Genomic DNA, 17486 nt, shown 5'->3' on the forward strand with positions numbered 1-17486 from the left:
GCGGGATTGCTAGATAAAATATGGTATAATAAAGGGAAATAGAGTTTTTGAAAGTGAGAGAAGATGATTTCAAAGAGATTAGAAACGGTAGCTTCCTTTGTACCACAAGGAGCCGTTTTACTTGATGTGGGGAGTGACCATGCTTATCTACCGATTGAATTAGTTGAAAAAGGTCACATAGAGCGTGCCATTGCAGGTGAAGTTGTAGTAGGTCCCTACCAATCTGCGGTAAAAAACGTTGAAGCTCACGGTTTGTCTGAGAAAATCCAGGTTCGCTTAGCTAATGGTTTGGCAGCTTTCGAAGAAAGTGATCAGGTCTCTGTTATCACTATTGCAGGAATGGGGGGGCGTTTAATTGCTACGATTTTAGAAGAGGGATTGGATAAACTAGCCAACGTTGAGCGTTTGATTCTCCAACCCAATAATCGTGAGGACGATTTGCGTAGTTGGCTACAAGACCACGGTTTTCAAATTATCGCTGAAAGTATCCTAGAAGAAGCTGGCAAATTTTATGAGATTCTAGTCGTGGAAGCTGGAGAAATGAAATTGTCAGAAAGAGATACCCGTTTTGGGCCTTTCTTAGCAAGAGAAAACAGTCCAGTATTTGTTCAGAAATGGCAAAAAGAAGCCAGCAAGCTTGAGTTTGCCCTAGGCCAAATCCCAGAAAAAAATCAGAAGGAACGTCAAGTTCTAGTAGATAAAATTCAAGCTATCAAGGAGGTGCTCCATGCAAGCAAGTGAAGTGATTAAACGTTATGAAATCTTTTGTCCCCAAGAATTTTCTATGGAGGGTGATAGTCGTGGTCTGCAGATTGGAACTTTGGACAAGGACATCCAAAAAGTTATGGTTGCCCTTGATATTCGTGAAGAGACTGTAGCTGAGGCTATTGAAAATGATGTTGATTTGATTATCGTCAAGCACGCGCCAATTTTCCGTCCCATCAAGGACTTGGTAGCCGATCGACCTCAAAATCAGATTTATATTGATTTGATTAAGCATGATATTGCAGTTTACGTCAGCCATACCAATATTGATATCGTTGAAAACGGCCTTAATGACTGGTTCTGCCAGATGCTAGGCATTGAGAATACAACTTATTTGCAGGAAACAGGTCCTGAACGAGGGATTGGACGTATTGGTAATATCCAATCTCAAACCTTTGAAGAATTTGCTAAGGTTGTCAAAGAAGTCTTTGCTCTCGATAGTTTACGAATGGTCTATTATCAAGATAGCGATTTAAGAAAGCAAATTTCAAGGGTTGCTATTTGTGGTGGTAGTGGGCAATCTTTCTATCCTGATGCCTTAGCTAAAGGTGCTGATGTCTATATTACTGGTGATATCTACTACCACACAGCTCAGGACATGCTATCAGACGGCTTGTTGGCTCTGGATCCTGGGCATTATATTGAGGTGCTCTTTATTGAAAAAATTGCAACGCTTCTGAACGAATGGAAGAAAGAGAATGCTTGGTCGCTAGAGGTTATCGCAAGTCAAGCATCCACAAATCCATTTCATCATATCTAGATAGAAGGTAAAGAAAATGAAAAAGGTTGCCATTGTAGGGGCAGGAATTGTAGGGGCGACAGCTGCCTACTATCTCTCCAAAGAATCTGATATGGAAGTAACTGTCTTTGACCATGGACATGGCCAGGCGACCAAGGCAGCAGCAGGAATTATCAGTCCCTGGTTTTCTAAACGTCGTAATAAAGCCTGGTACAAGATGGCGCGCTTGGGAGCAGATTTCTATGTGGATTTATTAGCTGACTTAGAGAGAATCGGTCAAAAAGTTGATTTTTATCAGCAATCCGGGGTCTTTCTCCTTAAAAAAGACGACTCCAAACTAGAGGAACTCTATCAACTGGCTCTGCAACGTAGAGATGAATCTCCCTTAATTGGAGAATTAGCCATCTTAGACCAAGCGACTGCAAGTAACTTATTTCCAGGTATAGAGGGATTTGAGAGATTGCTCTATGCTTCTGGAGGAGCCCGAGTGGATGGGCAACTGTTAGTCAGTCGCTTACTTGAAGCCAGTCAGGTTAAGGTTATAAAGAAAAAGGTTAGTTTAAGACCTCTAGTATCGGGTTATCAGATAGACAATCAAATTTTTGACAAAGTTATCTTGTCAACTGGTGCTTGGCTCGGTCATTTATTAGAGCCCTTAGGTTATGAAGTTGATGTTCGCCCACAAAAAGGACAACTCCGGGATTATCAGGTTGATTTAGACATGGCATCTTATCCCGTCGTTATGCCTGAGGGAGAATGGGATTTGATTCCTTTTGCTGGTGGGAAATTGTCCTTAGGTGCTACACATGAAAATGACATGGGATTTGACCTAGAAGTTGATGAAAGGTTGCTCCATCAAATGGCTGAAGAAGCAAGTCCATTTTATCCAAGTTTAAAAGATGCAATGATTAGTGGTGAACGCGTGGGAATTCGTGCCTACACTAGTGACTTCTCTCCATTTTTTGGACAGGTACCAGGATTGGCAGGTGTTTATGCAGCCAGTGGTCTAGGTTCATCAGGACTCACAACTGGTCCTATTATCGGTTATCATCTGGCCCAAATGCTTCAAGGGAAAAGTGGAGTCTTGGATCCAGCGGATTATCCGACTAAAAGATATATTAAACAAAAGCAAAGGTAAATCTTTTACTTAGTTTTTACGATAGGGTTAGGATAGCAAATGACTTTCCCTATCAAAAATGGTAAAATGAAAAAAATAATTCAAGAATAGAGGAAATAAGATGCAAGAAAAGATTTTGGTAACAGGTGGAGCAGGTTTTATCGGAACTCACACTGTCATTGAACTGGTCCAAGCTGGACATCAGGTTGTTGTGGTAGATAATTTGGTTAACAGTAGCCGTAAAAGCCTAGAAGTAGTGGAAAGAATCACAGGAGTAGAAATTCCTTTCTACGAAGCTGATATCCGAGATACGGATACACTTCGCGATATTTTCAAACATGAAGAACCAACAGGTGTGATCCATTTTGCTGGTTTGAAGGCAGTTGGTGAGTCCACTCGTATCCCTCTTGCCTACTATGATAACAATATTGCCGGTACAGTTAGCCTTTTAAAAGCAATGGAAGAAAATAACTGCAAAAATATTATTTTCAGTTCATCAGCAACAGTTTATGGAGATCCACATACTGTTCCAATCCTAGAAGATTTCCCACTTTCAGCTACCAACCCTTATGGCCGTACCAAGCTTATGCTGGAAGAAATCTTGACAGATATCTATAAAGCAGATTCAGAGTGGAACGTTGTTTTGCTTCGTTACTTCAACCCAATTGGAGCGCATGAGAGTGGAGACCTAGGAGAAAATCCAAACGGCATTCCAAACAACCTTCTACCGTATGTAACACAAGTCGCAGTTGGTAAGTTAGAACAAGTCCAAGTTTTCGGTGATGACTACGATACAGAAGATGGAACAGGTGTTCGTGACTATATCCACGTTGTTGACTTAGCCAAAGGACACGTTGCAGCCCTTAAGAAGCTTCAAAAAGGCTCAGGGCTAAATGTTTATAACCTTGGTACCGGAAAAGGCTACTCTGTTCTTGAAATTATCCAAAATATGGAGAAAGCTGTTGGACGCCCAATTCCTTACCGTATCGTTGAACGTCGCCCAGGTGATATTGCAGCCTGCTACTCAGACCCAGCAAAAGCTAAGGAAGAACTAGGTTGGGAAGCTGGACTTGGTATTACAGAAATGTGTGAAGATGCATGGCGTTGGCAAAGCAAGCATCCAAATGGATTTGAAGACTAATCGTTTGATTAAACAAAAAAAGAGGAAGTAATTCCTCTTTTTTTATAACTTTATATGTGGTTGAAATAAAAAAATTGATTAGTGCTTAAGTGATAGAAAAATGTCTTAAAAGAACGGTTTATTTATTATTGAAATGCTGGAACAAATAAAAGTGAAATTGTATAAAAATAGCTAGCAAAAGACTATAATTTTCTAGAAAAATATGCTAAACTAGAGAGAGTAGAAAATAGAAATCTATGTTCCACTAAATGTTAAGATTCATCTATAATCAGAGCACGAGTAGGGCAATTTTTAACGGCTTCTAAAATGTCGTCCTTGCAAGTAATTTCTCGCTCTAATTGCTCTGATTCATCGTAAAAACGGACAATACCATTATCATGGTAATCAAATAATTCTGAATAAGTTTGGCAGAGCCCACAAGCGATGCAGCGTTCAGGTATAAGTCTAATCTTCATATTTATATTGTAATAAGAAACAAAAAAAAACTCAAGGAGTAAGGTATGGAAAAGGAACCGTGGCAAGAAGATATTTATGAAAACCAAGAAGAGGAATCAAGATCAGAGCGTCGTCAACGAAACAAAAAAGGATCAGGTGTCGTTGCGAATCGTATTTTAACTGTTTTAGCTATTCTTTTCTTTGTCATTGTTGTTGGTATGGTAGTTGTCTTAGTCTACTTATCATCAGGTGGAAGCGACCGCACTTCAGCTCTGAAAGATTTTTATGATTCTTCAGCTCCAAAAGTAGAAGAAGTTACAACAGTGGCTACTACTACTCAGTCAACAGAGACAACTGAAGCAGAAACAAACCAACAAGAGCATACAGAGGCACATACTGACTCTGAAGGAACAATCACAGTTTTACCAGGAGAGGGTGAAGCAGCGATTGCAGCTCGTGCTGGAATCTCTATTGCTCAACTGGAAGCCTTGAATCCTGGTCATATGTCTTCAGGAACTTGGTTTGCAAATCCTGGTGATGTCCTTAAGACAAGATAGGAGTGACAATGAAAACAATTCAGATTGCTATTGATGGACCAGCTTCAAGTGGTAAAAGTACAGTAGCGAAGATCATTGCTAAGGACTTTGGCTATACTTATCTGGATACGGGCGCTATGTATCGCGCTGCGACTTATATGGCCTTGAAAAACCAAATAAGTCCAGAAGAACCTTCTCAACTCCTTGAATTATTGGAGCAATATCCAATTAGCTTTGGACGTGCTGAAAATGGAGAGCAGCTTGTTTTCGTTGGAGATGTTGAGGTGACAAATCCAATCCGAGAAAATGAAGTAACAAACGCTGTTTCTGCCTTTGCCGCTATTCCAGCTGTTCGAGAGAAACTGGTTGCCCTCCAGCAAGAGATTGCTAAACAAGGTGGTATTGTTATGGATGGGCGCGATATTGGTACTGTGGTCTTGCCTCAGGCTGAATTGAAGATTTTTCTAGTAGCATCTGTAGATGAGCGTGCAGAGCGTCGTTACAAGGAAAATCTTTCAAAGGGAATTGAAACCGATTTGGAAACTTTGAAAGAAGAGATTGCTGCGCGTGATTATAAAGATAGTCATCGTGAAACTTCGCCCCTTAAACAAGCTGAAGATGCAATCTATTTGGATACAACAGGTCTTTCTATTCTAGAAGTTGTTGAAAAAATCAAATCAGAAGCTCAAAAACGTTTATAAGAAACTTTAAAACGATTAACCAATTTTTGGTTAATCGTTTTTTATCATGATTTGTCAAATAGTCTGTTTTAAGGTATAATAGTTGCTGTTAAAGAAAATTTGACATTCAAATAATTATAAATGTTTAAGGAGATAAAATGAGTCAACTACCAAATTGCCCAAAATGTAATTCAGAATATGTATATGAAGATGGCACACTTCTCGTTTGTCCAGAATGTGCTTATGAGTGGAATCCTGCTGAACAAGTTGAAGCAGAAGAAGGTATTGTTGCTATCGATGCAAATGGAAACAAACTAGCCGATGGAGATACAGTTACCTTGATTAAGGACCTTAAGGTCAAAGGGGCTCCTAAAGACCTCAAACAAGGAACTCGTGTGAAAAATATCCGTATTGTTGAAGGTGACCATAACATCGATTGTAAAATTGATGGTTTTGGTGCTATGAAGCTAAAATCAGAATTTGTGAAGAAGATTTAATGATGTTAAAAAATAAAAAAATTATATTTTATAGCCGTGTTCTTCTATTTATAGCTGCCTTTCTTGGTGTTTATTTGGAGATTACCAAGCATGGCGGTTTTGGGATGTTGCTCTACTATACAGTCCTTTCTAACCTTTTGGTGACACTTTTTACAGGCTATCTGTTGTTAAAGATGCGTAGTGACGATGATAGTTGGCAAAGTCCAGTTATTTTGAGACTCAAAGGTGGTGTCACCATGAGTATCATGATTACCTGTGTTATTTACCATTTTATGTTGGCACCAATCGCGACAGATTTTTACCGTCTGGAAAATTTCCTTTGTCATTATATCGTGCCCCTCTGGTTTCTAGCTGATACACTTTTCTTTGACAAAAGTCGTCAATATAAGTGGTTTGATCCTATTGTATGGACAGTCTTACCTCTGCTATATATGGGATTTGCTATCTTGAACGGTTTAGTTCTCAAAATGAATATCCCAAATTCTAAGGATAATCCTTTCCCTTATTTCTTTTTAAATGCCAATAAACATGGTTGGGGCTTTGTCTTTAGATGGGCAGCTATCATTTTTGTTGCCTACATGGTTTCAGGATATCTGTTTTATCTTGTGAAAAGCATTAAAAAATCAAAGAAATAAAATAGTACCCTATAGGGGTACTATTTTTGTTTGTGACAATTGTACCCGGACAAATGAACTTTTTTTATCTTGTTATGCAGTCATTTCTATCTTACAATAAAACTGTAGCTACCAATAAAATTATTGAGGAAGAAGAAATGACTGAAAATCGTTATGAATTAAATAAGAATTTGGCACAGATGCTCAAGGGCGGCGTTATCATGGATGTTCAAAACCCTGAGCAAGCAAGAATTGCAGAGGCCGCAGGTGCAGCAGCGGTAATGGCTTTGGAGCGAATCCCGGCTGATATTCGTGTAGCGGGTGGTGTATCTCGCATGAGTGATCCAAAGATGATTAAGGAAATCCAAGAAGCTGTTAGCATTCCGGTTATGGCGAAGGTTCGAATTGGTCATTTTGTTGAAGCTCAAATTTTAGAAGCAATCGAGATTGACTATATCGATGAAAGTGAAGTGTTGTCACCAGCTGACGACCGTTTCCATGTAGACAAGAAAGAATTTCAAGTTCCTTTTGTTTGTGGCGCTAAAGACCTAGGAGAAGCCTTGCGTCGTATCGCTGAAGGAGCTTCTATGATTCGTACAAAAGGGGAACCAGGAACAGGAGACATCGTTCAGGCTGTTCGTCATATGCGCATGATGAATCAAGAGATTCGCCGCATTCAAAATCTCCGTGAGGACGAGTTATATGTTGCTGCAAAAGAACTCCAAGTTCCGGTAGAATTAGTTCAATACGTTCACGAACATGGGAAATTGCCAGTTGTTAACTTTGCAGCTGGAGGTGTTGCAACACCAGCGGATGCTGCTCTTATGATGCAGCTTGGTGCACAAGGCGTCTTTGTTGGCTCAGGGATTTTCAAATCAGGTGATCCTGTTAAACGTGCCGCAGCAATTGTTAAGGCAGTTACAAACTATCAGAATCCTCAAATTCTGGCTCAAATCTCGGAAGACTTGGGAGAGGCTATGGTTGGTATCAATGAGAATGAAATCCAAATTCTCATGGCTGAGCGAGGAAAATAGATGAAAATTGGAATATTGGCCTTGCAAGGTGCCTTTGTAGAACACGAGAAAATGCTTGCTCAACTAGGAGTTGAAAGTATTGAACTGCGAAATCTAGAAGATTTTCGGAAATATCAGAGCTCCTTATCCGGTTTGATTTTACCTGGAGGCGAGTCAACAACCATGGGAAAACTCTTGCGAGATCAGCAAATGTTGATTCCTATAAGAGAGGCTGTTCTCAATGGTTTACCAGTTTTTGGAACCTGTGCAGGCTTGATTTTGCTAGCAAAACAAATCACTTCTCAAGAGGAAAGCCATCTAGCGACCATGGACATAGTAGTAGAGCGCAATGCCTATGGACGTCAGCTAGGAAGCTTTTATACAGAAGCTGACTGCAAGGGCGTTGGTAAAATACCCATGACATTTATCCGTGGCCCAATTATCAGTAGTGTTGGTGAGGATGTTGATGTTTTAGCAATTGTGAACGATCAAATCGTTGCGGCACAAGAAAAAAATATGCTGGTAACCTCCTTTCATCCTGAATTGACAAATGATCTTCGCCTACATCAGTACTTTATGAATATGTGTAAATAAAAAAAAGAGGTTGGGATTTCTCCCAACTTCTTTTCTTACATATAATAAACAATTGCAATGTATTGTAGAGCTGAAGCTGCTAAAATGAACAGATGCCAAATCATGTGGAAGTATGGTTTTTTCTTGGCATAAAAACCAGCTCCAACAGTGTAACAGAGTCCACCAGACACCATGAGGCTCCAGAAGATAGGAGTTGTCTGACTGATGATTGCTGGTAAGATAGCCAAGACTAGCCATCCCATGATGAGATAGAGAATGAGACTAAATTTTTCATTGACTTTCTTGGCAAAAATTTTATAGAGGATGCCAAAGATGGTTGTTCCCCACTGAATGGCGATAATGAGATATCCAAACCAGTTATTCATCAGAGTCAAAACGACAGGAGTGTAAGAACCCGCAATCGCAACATAAATCATGGAATGGTCTATGATTCGCAAAACATACTTATGAGTCGAACCATAAGCCATCGAATGATAAATAGTTGATGATAAGAACATGAGAAAGAGGCTAATAACGAAAATCGAAACACCAATGGATGATAAGAATCCGTGAGCTTCATAACTGTAAGTTGATGAAATGGGAAGTAAGATGAGCATGATCAATGCACCGACAGCATGGGTGACACTGTTGGCAATTTCTTCTCCAAAACTAAGGCGTTTACTAAGTTTGAGACTAGTATTCATTTGGTTCCTCCTCTTCGTTTTCTGTATAGACAAGTGCTAGTGTTTGATGATAGAGTTTGACGGTTTGACAACTTGCTTGGATAATAGGATTGGCTGGGTCAATGTCTTCGTTCATATAATCCACAAAAGCATTGTAGAGTTCTTCTGAATTAGCATCTGTGTGTAGGGTATTTAGGGTTTGAGCAATTTCTTGGATCGAAAAAACGGACTTAAGAGTCGTAATAGCAATCAAACGGGCAATTTGTTTCCGTTGGTATTTTTTCTTCTCAGGTTTTGTCAGATAGCCATGTTTGACATAGTTATTGACCATAGAAGCTGTTAAACCTTTCTCCTTATCGGGAGAAGCTGGAGGACAGATTTGATTGACATAGAGCAGAACCTGGTCCAGATAGAGATTGATACTTGGAATTTCTTCCCATTTTGGATAGGAAAAAGTAGTATTCATTTCCAACTCCTTTTTATCTAGTTTTCATAACTAGATTATAAAATAATAGAAATTATAAGTCAAGTTTCAAGTGCTTGTAGAAAGAAATAAATTATGCTATGATGAGAGAAAATAGTATGAAACGAGGATAGATGATGGAGATTCGCTTAGCCTTTCCAAACGAAGTTGATGCCATTATGCAAGTGATTGAGGATGCCAAGAAGTGCTTGGCAGATGCTGGGAGCACCCAGTGGCAAAATGGCTATCCAAATACGGACACGATTATTGAAGATATTATCTCTGGTCAAGCCTATGTCTCTTTGGAAGAAGGAGAGCTCTTAGCTTATGCAGCAGTAACCAAGAGCCCAGAAAAAGCTTATGAAGCCATTTATGATGGCAACTGGCAAGGAAAAGAAACAGAATACTTAGTATTTCACCGTATTGCAGTTGCCAGTGATGTGCAAGGACAAGGAGTTGCTCAGACCTTCTTGGAAGGCTTGATTGAAGGCTTTGATTACCTAGATTTTCGTTCTGATACACACGCTCAAAACAAGGCTATGCAACATATTTTTGATAAACTTGGGTTTAAACAAGTTGGGAAAGTTCCAGTAGACGGGGAACGCTTGGCCTATCAGAAAATAAAATCGAATGTCTAAAAAGTATGTCAAGATGCTATACAGTTCTCCGATTGGCACCTTATCTCTAGTAGCAGATGATCACTATCTGTTTGGGATATGGGTCGAAGAAGAGAGCGATTTTGAGAGAGAATTATCTGAAAAAGCTATAAGAGTCGTTGAAAGTCATCCCGTTTTAAATCAAATCATTTCCCATCTAGATACCTATTTTAAGGGGCAAGAACAGGATTTATCTGAATTACCCTTAGCTCCTATCGGAAGTGACTTTGAAAAAAGAGTTTGGAACTATTTGTGTGGAATTCCTTTTGGTAAGACTGTTACTTATGGACAAATAGCAAAGGATCTGCAGGTAGCTTCTGCTCAAGCAGTCGGAGGAGCAGTAGGTCGCAATCCCTGGTCTATCCTTGTACCATGCCATCGTGTACTTGGTGTTGGGAATCGTCTAACAGGATATGCTTGGGGACTCGAAAAGAAGGCTTGGCTCTTGAGGCATGAAGGTGCAGCATTTAAAAAGGAGAAAGAATAGAAGGAGAAGAAAATGTTAGAATTTATCGAATATCCAAAATGTACAACTTGTAAAAAAGCAAAGAAGGAGTTGGATCAACTCGGACTAGAATATAAGGATGTTCATATCGTAGAAGAGACTCCGAGTGAAAAGGTCATTTTAAACTGGCTCGAAACTTCGGGATTTGAATTGAAACAATTTTTCAATACGAGTGGAATCAAATACCGTGAACTCGGATTGAAAGATAAGGTTGGAACTTTATCCAATAAAGAAGCAGCCAAACTCTTGGCTAGTGATGGTATGCTGTTGAAACGTCCGATACTAGTTGAAAATGGTGCTGTAAAACAAATTGGCTATCGTAAGACATACAAGGACTTGGATTTGAATTAGTTTTTTTCTATCTTCTTGATAGATAAAATATATAACCTCCCACTTTTAAAGTATGATAAACTAGAAGGTAGATGAAGTCTGATATGCTCGTAGCAAATATTTTTAATTAGAGCATAAGTATGATAGAATGAATCATTATCTTGAGAGGATGTTTCTATGAATGTTACAACAATTTTAGCATCTGATTGGTATCAAAATTTGATGCAATATATCCCGGATGGCAAACTGTTTAGTTGGCGTTCGGTTTTTGATGGGATTCCAAGAATTCTACAGCAATTACCTACAACATTGATGTTAACAGTATTTGGTGCCTTTTTTGGTATCATGCTAGCCCTGGTCTTTGCTATTGTGAAAATCAACCGAGTTCGATTTATATACCCAGTACAAGCCTTTTTTGTTAGTTTCCTAAAAGGAACCCCAATTTTAGTTCAACTGATGTTGACCTATTACGGGATTCCATTGGCTTTGAAAGCATTGAATCAACAATGGGGAACTTCTCTAAACATTAATGCTATTCCAGCAGCAACATTTGCGATTGTGGCTTTTGCTTTTAATGAAGCAGCCTATGCCAGCGAAACTCTCCGTGCGGCAATTCTTTCTGTAAATCCAGGTGAGATTGAAGCCGCTCGTAGTCTTGGTATGACACGTGCACAAGTTTATCGTCGAGTCATTATTCCAAATGCAGCGGTAGTAGCGACTCCAACCTTGATTAACTCCTTGATTGGTTTGACCAAGGGAACTTCCCTAGCCTTTAGTGCAGGTGTTGTAGAAATCTTTGCCCAAGCTCAGATTTTGGGTGGTGCAGACTATCGTTACTTTGAACGTTTTATCTCAGTTGCCCTTGTATACTGGGTGGTAAATATCGCTATTGAAAATATTGGTCGCCTTATTGAAAGAAAAATGGCAATTTCTGCGCCAGATACTATCGAATCAGATGTGAAAGGAGAGCTTCGCTAATGATTAAGATTTCAAATTTAAGCAAGTCCTTTTCAGGTCAAACCGTTTTGGATCATCTGAATTTAGATATTCAAAAAGGAGAGGTTGTTGCCTTGATTGGTTCTTCAGGTGCTGGGAAATCAACCTTTCTCCGTAGCCTCAATTATCTAGAAACTCCCGATAGCGGTAGTATTCAGATTGATGACTTTAAAGTCGATTTTTCTCAAATTACTCAAGAGGAAATCCTGACTCTTCGTCGTAAACTATCGATGGTTTTCCAACAATTCAATTTGTTTGAACGCAGAACAGCTCTCGATAATGTTAAGGAAGGCTTGGTTGTCGTTAAAAAATTATCGGACGAAGAAGCGACTAAGATTGCTAAAGAAGAATTGGCTAAGGTTGGGCTTTCAGATCGTGAGCAACATTATCCGCGTCACTTGTCAGGGGGACAAAAACAACGAGTCGCAATAGCGCGTGCTCTAGCTATGAAACCAGATGTGTTACTCTTGGATGAACCGACTTCAGCACTTGATCCAGAATTGGTTGGTGAGGTAGAAAGATCGATTGCCAATGCTGCAAAGTCAGGTCAAACCATGATTTTAGTTAGTCATGATATGTCTTTTGTTGCTCAAGTTGCTGATAAGGTGTTATTCTTGGATAAAGGAAAGATTATTGAATCTGGAACACCGGATGAGATTATCAACCATCCTAAAGAAGAACGAACAAAAGAATTCTTTGCTAGTTACAAACGGACCTATATTTGATATAATAGAAGATAAGAAAAACTCAGTTGGCTAAGCTAACTGGGTTTGCTCTTTAAAAATAATAGAAATGAGAGAGAGCATGCTAGTTCAGCTATTTGCTTTGTATTTAGAGAGTTTAGTTTTGACCATTTTATTAGTCTTGCTTGTCTTAGGGATTTGGATTGGTTTTAGAGCCCTGTCAGGTGTCGATAAAACTGCCAAGGAGCGTCAGGCCCACCTCTATGATATGATTATGATTGGAGTTTTAACAATTCCAGTATTGTCTTTTGCAACCATGAGCATCTTACTGGTTCTCAAGGCCTAATAGTTGTCAAATAGAGTTTTATCCGTTAGAATAAAAATAGTTACAACAAGAAAGAAGGAAATAGAATGTACGATACGATTATTATCGGGGCAGGTCCTGCTGGGATGACTGCAGCCTTGTATGCGGCTCGCAGCAATCTCAAAGTTGCTTTGATTGAAGGTGGCCTTCCTGGCGGTCAGATGAACAATACTTCTGACATTGAAAACTATCCAGGTTATGCTAACATTAGTGGACCTGAGTTAGCAGAAAAGATGTTTGAACCTCTTGAAAATCTAGGTGTTGAACATCTCTATGGCTTTGTAAAAAATATTGAGAACCATGGTGATGTTAAGAAAGTAATCACAGACGATGAAGAATTTGAAACTCGCACAGTTATCGTAGCGACTGGTTCAAAACATCGCCTCTTAGGAGTTTCAGGAGAAGAAGAACTCAATAGTCGAGGTGTTTCTTACTGTGCGGTTTGTGATGGAGCCTTTTTCCGTGACCAAGATTTGTTGGTTGTAGGTGGAGGAGATTCGGCTGTTGAAGAAGCAATCTTCTTAACACAGTTCGCCAAATCTGTAACCATCGTTCACCGTCGTGATGAACTTCGTGCCCAAAAAGTCTTGCAAGACCGCGCCTTTGCCAATGAAAAAATCAACTTCATTTGGGATTCTGTTGTCAAAGAAATCAAGGGTGAAAACCGTGTGGAGTCAGTTGTCATTGAAAATGTTAAAACAAATCAAGTGACTGAACATGCCTTTGGAGGTGTCTTCATCTATGTTGGTTTAGATCCAGTTAGCGATTTTACAAAAGATTTACAAATCCAAGATGAGTCAGGTTGGATTGTGACAGATGACCACATGAAGACAAGTGTTGCAGGTGTCTTTGCAGTTGGAGATGTTCGTCAGAAAGACCTTCGCCAAGTTACAACAGCAGTTGGAGATGGTGCGATTGCAGGTCAAGAAGCCTATAAATATATTACTGAACACAGTTAAAAAAAGTTTCCAATCATTTGATTGGAAACTTTTTTATAATCGATTGCGGAAGACCTCGTACATAAGAATAGCAGCAGCAACGCTTGCATTGAGACTCTGTACATGTCCATTCATTGGAATAGTGATCATCTCGTCCACTTGCTTTTTGATGTTACTTGAGATACCTTTTCCTTCATTTCCGATAATGAGGGCGACCTTTCCACTGGTGTTCCATTTATGGCAAGGAGTTCCATTCATATCAGTTCCAAAGGTCCAAAAGCCTTCTTCTTTTAGTTTGTCCAAGGTTTGGCTGAGATTGGTAACGCGAGCGATAGGCACATGCTCGATGGCACCCGTTGCTGTTTTTGCAACTACGGGTGTCACACCAACAGCTCGATGTTTTGGAATGATGACACCTGAAACATTGGTTGCATCTGCCGTTCTTAGGATAGAGCCTAAGTTGTGAGGGTCTGTTAGTCCATCTAGAATCAATAGTAGTGGATTTTCTTCTTGACGAGTCTTAGCAAGAATCTGCTCAAGTTCAGTATAGGCAAATTCAGAAACACGTAAGACGAATCCCTGGTGGACAGCTCCTTCAGTCATCTCGGAAAGTGATTTTTTTGAAGTCCAAGAGATGGAGACTTTCTTTTCAGTAGCCAGTTCCTTGACCTTTTCTACATTCTTACCCCGTAAATCATCCTGGAGATAGAGTTTGTTTCCAGTATTTGCTAACAGTGCTTCGGTAACGGCGTGAACGCCATAGACAATATCATTTATTTTCATGGCTCTATTATAACATAAAACCCCGTTGTCGAACGGGATTTTCTTTATTCCAAAATGAGTAAACCTTCTTTGACTGCGAAAGGGTCTTTTTCATTGATACGATCGTAAAACATGATACCATTTAAGTGGTCGATTTCATGTTGAACAACGATGGAGTTATAACCTTTTAGTTTGATGCGGTGCTTTTCGCCATCCTTATCAAAGTAGTCTACAGTTACTCGAGCGTGGCGAATAACATAACCTGGGACAGCACGGTCAACAGACAAGCAACCCTCTCCCTCTCCAAGAGCAGCATCTTGTACTGAGTGTGATACGATTTTAGGATTGTACATAATAGCCTGTAAGTCATAGGCTTCTTGAGGTGTTTCACCTTCCTCAGTGATATTTGGTACCAGCACGGCGATGATGCGTTTTGAGATATCTAGTTGTGGTGCTGCAAGACCAACTCCACCACGTAGCCCTAACTTTTCAGCCATAACTGGGTCTTGTGAGTGTTTTAAAAATTGCATCATTTTCTCACCAAGGATGATATCTTGATCGCTCAATGGGAAAGTTACTTCCTCAGCGACAGCTCGTAGGGTTGGATTGCCCTCGCGGATAATATCTTTCATGTCGATTAAATGTGAAGCTTTTGTAATACGTTCTATAGCAGACATTTTCTCTCCTTCCTTCCATTACAATTACATGATAACACAAAACAGTTGAGAAAGAAAGTCACAGAAGTTGCTAATAAAGGGAAATACCTATTTGTCTGTGGTATAATAAGGTAAGGAGACTTGCATCAAAAAGCAAGGAGAAAAGATATGGAAAAACGTAGCAGAAGAAAACAAAATGGTCCTGTCTTTCGGATTGTCAGAAAATTTATTCAATTTTTTAGAAACTATCGCCAATGGAGTAATAAAACCTTTATTGTAGTTTTGTTGATTATTGTTGGAATTTCAATGGCATTGACCTTATTAGCTCAAGGGATAAAGGGAGTTCCATTGTGGAATAGTAATGCAACTACAGTGAGTCAAAATTCGAACTCTAAAGAGAAGAATTCTGTAACGGAACAGGAAACAAGTGCTCGAATTATGGCAAACGGTGATTTGCTCTACCATGACATTATTTATATTTCAGCAAAAAAGGCAGATGGGACCTACGATTTTCATGAAAATTTTGAATACGTAAAACCTTGGCTTAAGCAAGCGGACTTAGTTCTTGGTGATTTCGAAGGAACTGTAAATAAAGACCACTATCTTGCTGGATACCCCTTGTTTAATGCCCCAGGTGAAGTTATGGATGCTATCAAAGATGCAGGCTATCAAGTACTAGACTTGGCTCACAATCATATCTTGGATTCTCAGATTGAGGGAGTAGTTTCAACTGCAGGTGCTATTGAAAAAGCAGGAATGACACCAGTCGGAGTCTATACTCATGAATCCCGGGATAAGGCGCCTTTAGTTATCAAGGAAGTCAATGGTATTAAAGTTGCTATTTTGGCTTATTCCTATGGTTTTAACGGCATTGAACAAAGCATTTCTCAAGAGGATTATAATCGTTATCTTTCAGATTTAGATGAAGATAAGATGAAGGCTGAAATCGAGAGGGCTGAAAAAGAAGCAGATATCACGGTTATCATGCCTCAGATGGGAGTTGAGTATCAAATTGAGCCGACTGAGGAGCAAAAGAAACTTTACCATAAAATGATTGATTGGGGAGCTGATATTATCTTCGGTGGACATCCTCACGTTGTTGAACCTGCTGAAACGGTTGAAAAAGACGGTGATAAAAAGCTCATCATCTACTCTATGGGAAATTTTATCTCAAATCAACGGATTGAAACCATGCAGGATGTTGAAAACGCTAAATGGACGGAACGTGGAGTCCTCATGGATGTGACTATTAAGAAAAAATCAGGTAAGACGACCATAGAAACTGCCAAAGCCCATCCAAGCTGGGTTAGTCGTACTCCAAAGGGAGGCTATTCTCCAGAAGGGTATCCACTCTATCTTTACCAAACCTATATCTTGGAAGATTTTATAGAGGGAGGAAAATACCGCAGTCAGTTAGATGAGGCTACAAAGGAACGGGTAGACATAGCTTACAAAGAAATGAATGAGCATGTAGGTTTGAAGTGGTAGTTATTTGAACTACAAGGAGACATGATGGAAATTAAGATTATTGCGACAGACATGGATGGAACCTTGTTAGACCCGAGAGGTCAGCTGGATCTTCCTCGTCTAGAGAAAATTATAGATCAGTTAGACCGACGTGGAGTTCGTTTTGTCATTGCAACAGGAAATGAAATTCATCGTATGCGTCAATTACTGGGACATCTGGCAGAGAGAGTAGTTCTCGTTGTTGCTAACGGTGCTCGGATATTCGAAAACAATGAATTACTTCAAGCACAAACTTGGGATGAGGATATGGTTGATAAAGCTTTAGCTCATTTCAAAGGCAGAGAATGCCAAGATCAGTTTGTTGTAACTGCTATGAATGGTGGTTTTGTCAAGGAAGGTACAGTTTTTACAGAACTTGATAAATTTATGACACCAGAGATGATTAAAAAGCTCTATCAACGAATGAACTTTGTTGATGAATTTGACTCCAGTCTCTTCGGTGGTGTTCTCAAGATGAGCATGGTAGTCGGTGAAGAGCGATCGGATTCGGTTTTACAGGAAATCAATGACTTGTTTGATGGTCGTGTTCGAGCTGTTTCTAGTGGATATGGCTGTATTGATATCTTACAGGATGGCATACATAAGGCCTGGGGCTTAGAGGAATTGCTCAAACGTTGGGACTTAAAATCTGAACAAATCATGGCCTTTGGAGATAGTGAAAATGACATTGAAATGTTAGAAATGGCGGGAATTTCTTATGCCATGGAAAATGCAGAGGAGAAGGTCAAGGAGATTGCGACAGAAGTAGCACCAGCTAATAGTCAGGCAGGTGTTTACCAAGTTTTAGAAAACTGGCTAGAAAAAGGAGAATAA

At 39.6% G+C, this 17486-nt stretch carries 24 protein-coding genes; 19 read left to right on the forward strand and 5 right to left on the reverse strand.

What is annotated here, in order from left to right; all coding sequences use genetic code 11:
* The first annotated feature begins 63 nt into the window (after positions 1 to 63).
* The 4 genes from KJR31_RS00985 to galE all read left to right on the forward strand — a co-directional run bounded on the left by KJR31_RS00985 (position 64) and on the right by galE (position 3762).
* Positions 64 to 741 (forward strand): tRNA (adenine(22)-N(1))-methyltransferase, encoded by a 678-nt coding sequence (locus tag KJR31_RS00985; protein WP_214261670.1) that lies wholly within the window; start codon positions 64 to 66, stop codon positions 739 to 741.
* The gene (locus KJR31_RS00990) at positions 728 to 1525 is read left to right on the forward strand and encodes a Nif3-like dinuclear metal center hexameric protein (protein WP_214261671.1); all 798 of its coding nucleotides are present in this window, start codon (positions 728 to 730) and stop codon (positions 1523 to 1525) included. Before KJR31_RS00985 ends, KJR31_RS00990 begins: the two co-directional genes overlap by 14 nt.
* Positions 1526 to 1541: 16 nt before the next feature.
* Positions 1542 to 2642, forward strand: coding sequence for an NAD(P)/FAD-dependent oxidoreductase (locus KJR31_RS00995; protein WP_214261672.1), 1101 nt, complete (start codon positions 1542 to 1544; stop codon positions 2640 to 2642).
* Positions 2643 to 2742: 100 nt separating this feature from the next.
* Positions 2743 to 3762, forward strand: coding sequence for a UDP-glucose 4-epimerase GalE (galE, locus tag KJR31_RS01000; protein WP_214261673.1), 1020 nt, complete (start codon positions 2743 to 2745; stop codon positions 3760 to 3762).
* A 251-nt stretch (positions 3763 to 4013) separates the two neighbouring features.
* Here galE and KJR31_RS01005 read toward each other — a convergent pair whose 3' ends face one another.
* Positions 4014 to 4217 (reverse strand): ferredoxin, encoded by a 204-nt coding sequence (locus KJR31_RS01005; protein WP_214261674.1) that lies wholly within the window; start codon positions 4215 to 4217, stop codon positions 4014 to 4016.
* 45 nt (positions 4218 to 4262) lie between these two features.
* Between KJR31_RS01005 and KJR31_RS01010 the strand changes: the two genes are divergently transcribed.
* The 6 genes from KJR31_RS01010 (at position 4263) to pdxT (ending at position 8131) form a co-directional block, all read left to right on the forward strand.
* A complete protein-coding gene (locus KJR31_RS01010) occupies positions 4263 to 4754 on the forward strand; it encodes an SAG1386/EF1546 family surface-associated protein (protein WP_214261675.1) in 492 nt (163 codons plus the stop codon).
* A gap of 8 nt (positions 4755 to 4762) precedes the next feature.
* Positions 4763 to 5434 carry a (d)CMP kinase gene (gene cmk, locus KJR31_RS01015; protein WP_214261676.1) on the forward strand — a complete coding sequence of 224 codons (672 nt, stop codon included), beginning with the start codon at positions 4763 to 4765 and terminating at the stop codon, positions 5432 to 5434.
* 137 nt (positions 5435 to 5571) lie between these two features.
* Positions 5572 to 5910 (forward strand): zinc ribbon domain-containing protein YjdM, encoded by a 339-nt coding sequence (locus tag KJR31_RS01020; RefSeq protein ID WP_214261677.1) that lies wholly within the window; start codon positions 5572 to 5574, stop codon positions 5908 to 5910.
* 2 nt (positions 5911 to 5912) lie between these two features.
* A complete protein-coding gene (locus tag KJR31_RS01025) occupies positions 5913 to 6545 on the forward strand; it encodes a Pr6Pr family membrane protein (protein WP_214261678.1) in 633 nt (210 codons plus the stop codon).
* A gap of 137 nt (positions 6546 to 6682) precedes the next feature.
* Positions 6683 to 7558 (forward strand): pyridoxal 5'-phosphate synthase lyase subunit PdxS, encoded by an 876-nt coding sequence (gene pdxS, locus KJR31_RS01030; RefSeq protein WP_214261679.1) that lies wholly within the window; start codon positions 6683 to 6685, stop codon positions 7556 to 7558.
* The gene (pdxT, locus tag KJR31_RS01035) at positions 7559 to 8131 is read left to right on the forward strand and encodes a pyridoxal 5'-phosphate synthase glutaminase subunit PdxT (protein WP_214261680.1); all 573 of its coding nucleotides are present in this window, start codon (positions 7559 to 7561) and stop codon (positions 8129 to 8131) included. It begins immediately after the preceding gene.
* Between the two features lie 35 nt (positions 8132 to 8166).
* On the opposite strand, the gene trhA is transcribed toward pdxT, so the two are convergent.
* Both trhA and KJR31_RS01045 read right to left on the reverse strand, forming a co-directional pair.
* Complete coding sequence (gene trhA / locus KJR31_RS01040) at positions 8167 to 8814, reverse strand: PAQR family membrane homeostasis protein TrhA (protein ID WP_214261681.1); 648 nt, start codon at positions 8812 to 8814, stop codon at positions 8167 to 8169.
* Positions 8804 to 9259 carry a DUF1836 domain-containing protein gene (locus KJR31_RS01045; protein ID WP_214261682.1) on the reverse strand — a complete coding sequence of 152 codons (456 nt, stop codon included), beginning with the start codon at positions 9257 to 9259 and terminating at the stop codon, positions 8804 to 8806. The genes trhA and KJR31_RS01045 overlap by 11 nt, the downstream gene beginning before the upstream one ends.
* A 134-nt stretch (positions 9260 to 9393) precedes the next feature.
* Here KJR31_RS01045 and KJR31_RS01050 point away from each other — a divergent pair, with 134 nt between their 5' ends.
* The 7 genes from KJR31_RS01050 (at position 9394) to trxB (ending at position 13749) form a co-directional block, all read left to right on the forward strand.
* Positions 9394 to 9894: a GNAT family N-acetyltransferase gene (locus tag KJR31_RS01050; RefSeq protein ID WP_214262514.1), complete on the forward strand. Its 501-nt coding sequence runs from the start codon at positions 9394 to 9396 to the stop codon at positions 9892 to 9894.
* A complete protein-coding gene (locus KJR31_RS01055) occupies positions 9887 to 10399 on the forward strand; it encodes a methylated-DNA--[protein]-cysteine S-methyltransferase (protein WP_250319664.1) in 513 nt (170 codons plus the stop codon). The genes KJR31_RS01050 and KJR31_RS01055 overlap by 8 nt, the downstream gene beginning before the upstream one ends.
* 12 nt (positions 10400 to 10411) lie before the next feature.
* Positions 10412 to 10768, forward strand: coding sequence for a Spx/MgsR family RNA polymerase-binding regulatory protein (locus tag KJR31_RS01060; RefSeq protein ID WP_214261683.1), 357 nt, complete (start codon positions 10412 to 10414; stop codon positions 10766 to 10768).
* A gap of 156 nt (positions 10769 to 10924) precedes the next feature.
* On the forward strand, positions 10925 to 11725 hold the full coding sequence (locus KJR31_RS01065; RefSeq protein ID WP_214261684.1) for an amino acid ABC transporter permease: 801 nt from the start codon (positions 10925 to 10927) through the stop codon (positions 11723 to 11725).
* Positions 11725 to 12468: an amino acid ABC transporter ATP-binding protein gene (locus tag KJR31_RS01070; RefSeq protein WP_214261685.1), complete on the forward strand. Its 744-nt coding sequence runs from the start codon at positions 11725 to 11727 to the stop codon at positions 12466 to 12468. The genes KJR31_RS01065 and KJR31_RS01070 overlap by 1 nt, the downstream gene beginning before the upstream one ends.
* A gap of 79 nt (positions 12469 to 12547) precedes the next feature.
* Positions 12548 to 12772: a DUF4059 family protein gene (locus tag KJR31_RS01075; RefSeq protein WP_214261686.1), complete on the forward strand. Its 225-nt coding sequence runs from the start codon at positions 12548 to 12550 to the stop codon at positions 12770 to 12772.
* 65 nt (positions 12773 to 12837) lie between these two features.
* A complete protein-coding gene (gene trxB, locus KJR31_RS01080; protein ID WP_214261687.1) occupies positions 12838 to 13749 on the forward strand; it encodes a thioredoxin-disulfide reductase in 912 nt (303 codons plus the stop codon).
* A gap of 33 nt (positions 13750 to 13782) precedes the next feature.
* On the opposite strand, the gene rlmB is transcribed toward trxB, so the two are convergent.
* Positions 13783 to 14511 carry a 23S rRNA (guanosine(2251)-2'-O)-methyltransferase RlmB gene (gene rlmB, locus KJR31_RS01085; RefSeq protein ID WP_214261688.1) on the reverse strand — a complete coding sequence of 243 codons (729 nt, stop codon included), beginning with the start codon at positions 14509 to 14511 and terminating at the stop codon, positions 13783 to 13785.
* A gap of 44 nt (positions 14512 to 14555) precedes the next feature.
* A complete protein-coding gene (gene def / locus KJR31_RS01090) occupies positions 14556 to 15167 on the reverse strand; it encodes a peptide deformylase (RefSeq protein WP_214261689.1) in 612 nt (203 codons plus the stop codon).
* A gap of 147 nt (positions 15168 to 15314) precedes the next feature.
* Between def and KJR31_RS01095 the strand changes: the two genes are divergently transcribed.
* Complete coding sequence (locus KJR31_RS01095) at positions 15315 to 16634, forward strand: CapA family protein (RefSeq protein ID WP_214261690.1); 1320 nt, start codon at positions 15315 to 15317, stop codon at positions 16632 to 16634.
* A 24-nt stretch (positions 16635 to 16658) separates the two neighbouring features.
* Positions 16659 to 17486, forward strand: coding sequence for an HAD family hydrolase (locus KJR31_RS01100; protein ID WP_214261691.1), 828 nt, complete (start codon positions 16659 to 16661; stop codon positions 17484 to 17486).

It is taken from the genome of Streptococcus infantis (genome assembly GCF_018499575.1).
Classification (GTDB): Bacteria; Bacillota; Bacilli; order Lactobacillales; family Streptococcaceae; genus Streptococcus; species Streptococcus infantis_K.

What these genes read in the sequence shown, in the direction of transcription:
- KJR31_RS01100 (WP_214261691.1), top strand. Translation starts at nt 16,659, where the DNA reads ATGGAAATTAAGATTATTGCGACAGACATGGATGGAACCTTGTTAGAC.
- trxB (WP_214261687.1), top strand. Translation starts at nt 12,838, where the DNA reads ATGTACGATACGATTATTATCGGGGCAGGTCCTGCTGGGATGACTGCA.
- KJR31_RS01025 (WP_214261678.1), top strand. Translation starts at nt 5,913, where the DNA reads ATGTTAAAAAATAAAAAAATTATATTTTATAGCCGTGTTCTTCTATTT.
- pdxS (WP_214261679.1), top strand. Translation starts at nt 6,683, where the DNA reads ATGACTGAAAATCGTTATGAATTAAATAAGAATTTGGCACAGATGCTC.
- trhA (WP_214261681.1), bottom strand. Translation starts at nt 8,814, where the DNA reads ATGAATACTAGTCTCAAACTTAGTAAACGCCTTAGTTTTGGAGAAGAA.
- galE (WP_214261673.1), top strand. Translation starts at nt 2,743, where the DNA reads ATGCAAGAAAAGATTTTGGTAACAGGTGGAGCAGGTTTTATCGGAACT.
- KJR31_RS01075 (WP_214261686.1), top strand. Translation starts at nt 12,548, where the DNA reads ATGCTAGTTCAGCTATTTGCTTTGTATTTAGAGAGTTTAGTTTTGACC.
- KJR31_RS01060 (WP_214261683.1), top strand. Translation starts at nt 10,412, where the DNA reads ATGTTAGAATTTATCGAATATCCAAAATGTACAACTTGTAAAAAAGCA.
- KJR31_RS00990 (WP_214261671.1), top strand. Translation starts at nt 728, where the DNA reads ATGCAAGCAAGTGAAGTGATTAAACGTTATGAAATCTTTTGTCCCCAA.
- KJR31_RS00985 (WP_214261670.1), top strand. Translation starts at nt 64, where the DNA reads ATGATTTCAAAGAGATTAGAAACGGTAGCTTCCTTTGTACCACAAGGA.
- KJR31_RS01095 (WP_214261690.1), top strand. Translation starts at nt 15,315, where the DNA reads ATGGAAAAACGTAGCAGAAGAAAACAAAATGGTCCTGTCTTTCGGATT.
- KJR31_RS01020 (WP_214261677.1), top strand. Translation starts at nt 5,572, where the DNA reads ATGAGTCAACTACCAAATTGCCCAAAATGTAATTCAGAATATGTATAT.
- KJR31_RS01005 (WP_214261674.1), bottom strand. Translation starts at nt 4,217, where the DNA reads ATGAAGATTAGACTTATACCTGAACGCTGCATCGCTTGTGGGCTCTGC.
- def (WP_214261689.1), bottom strand. Translation starts at nt 15,167, where the DNA reads ATGTCTGCTATAGAACGTATTACAAAAGCTTCACATTTAATCGACATG.
- pdxT (WP_214261680.1), top strand. Translation starts at nt 7,559, where the DNA reads ATGAAAATTGGAATATTGGCCTTGCAAGGTGCCTTTGTAGAACACGAG.
- KJR31_RS01050 (WP_214262514.1), top strand. Translation starts at nt 9,394, where the DNA reads ATGGAGATTCGCTTAGCCTTTCCAAACGAAGTTGATGCCATTATGCAA.
- rlmB (WP_214261688.1), bottom strand. Translation starts at nt 14,511, where the DNA reads ATGAAAATAAATGATATTGTCTATGGCGTTCACGCCGTTACCGAAGCA.
- KJR31_RS01055 (WP_250319664.1), top strand. Translation starts at nt 9,887, where the DNA reads ATGTCTAAAAAGTATGTCAAGATGCTATACAGTTCTCCGATTGGCACC.
- KJR31_RS01070 (WP_214261685.1), top strand. Translation starts at nt 11,725, where the DNA reads ATGATTAAGATTTCAAATTTAAGCAAGTCCTTTTCAGGTCAAACCGTT.
- KJR31_RS01065 (WP_214261684.1), top strand. Translation starts at nt 10,925, where the DNA reads ATGAATGTTACAACAATTTTAGCATCTGATTGGTATCAAAATTTGATG.
- KJR31_RS01045 (WP_214261682.1), bottom strand. Translation starts at nt 9,259, where the DNA reads ATGAATACTACTTTTTCCTATCCAAAATGGGAAGAAATTCCAAGTATC.
- KJR31_RS01010 (WP_214261675.1), top strand. Translation starts at nt 4,263, where the DNA reads ATGGAAAAGGAACCGTGGCAAGAAGATATTTATGAAAACCAAGAAGAG.
- KJR31_RS00995 (WP_214261672.1), top strand. Translation starts at nt 1,542, where the DNA reads ATGAAAAAGGTTGCCATTGTAGGGGCAGGAATTGTAGGGGCGACAGCT.
- cmk (WP_214261676.1), top strand. Translation starts at nt 4,763, where the DNA reads ATGAAAACAATTCAGATTGCTATTGATGGACCAGCTTCAAGTGGTAAA.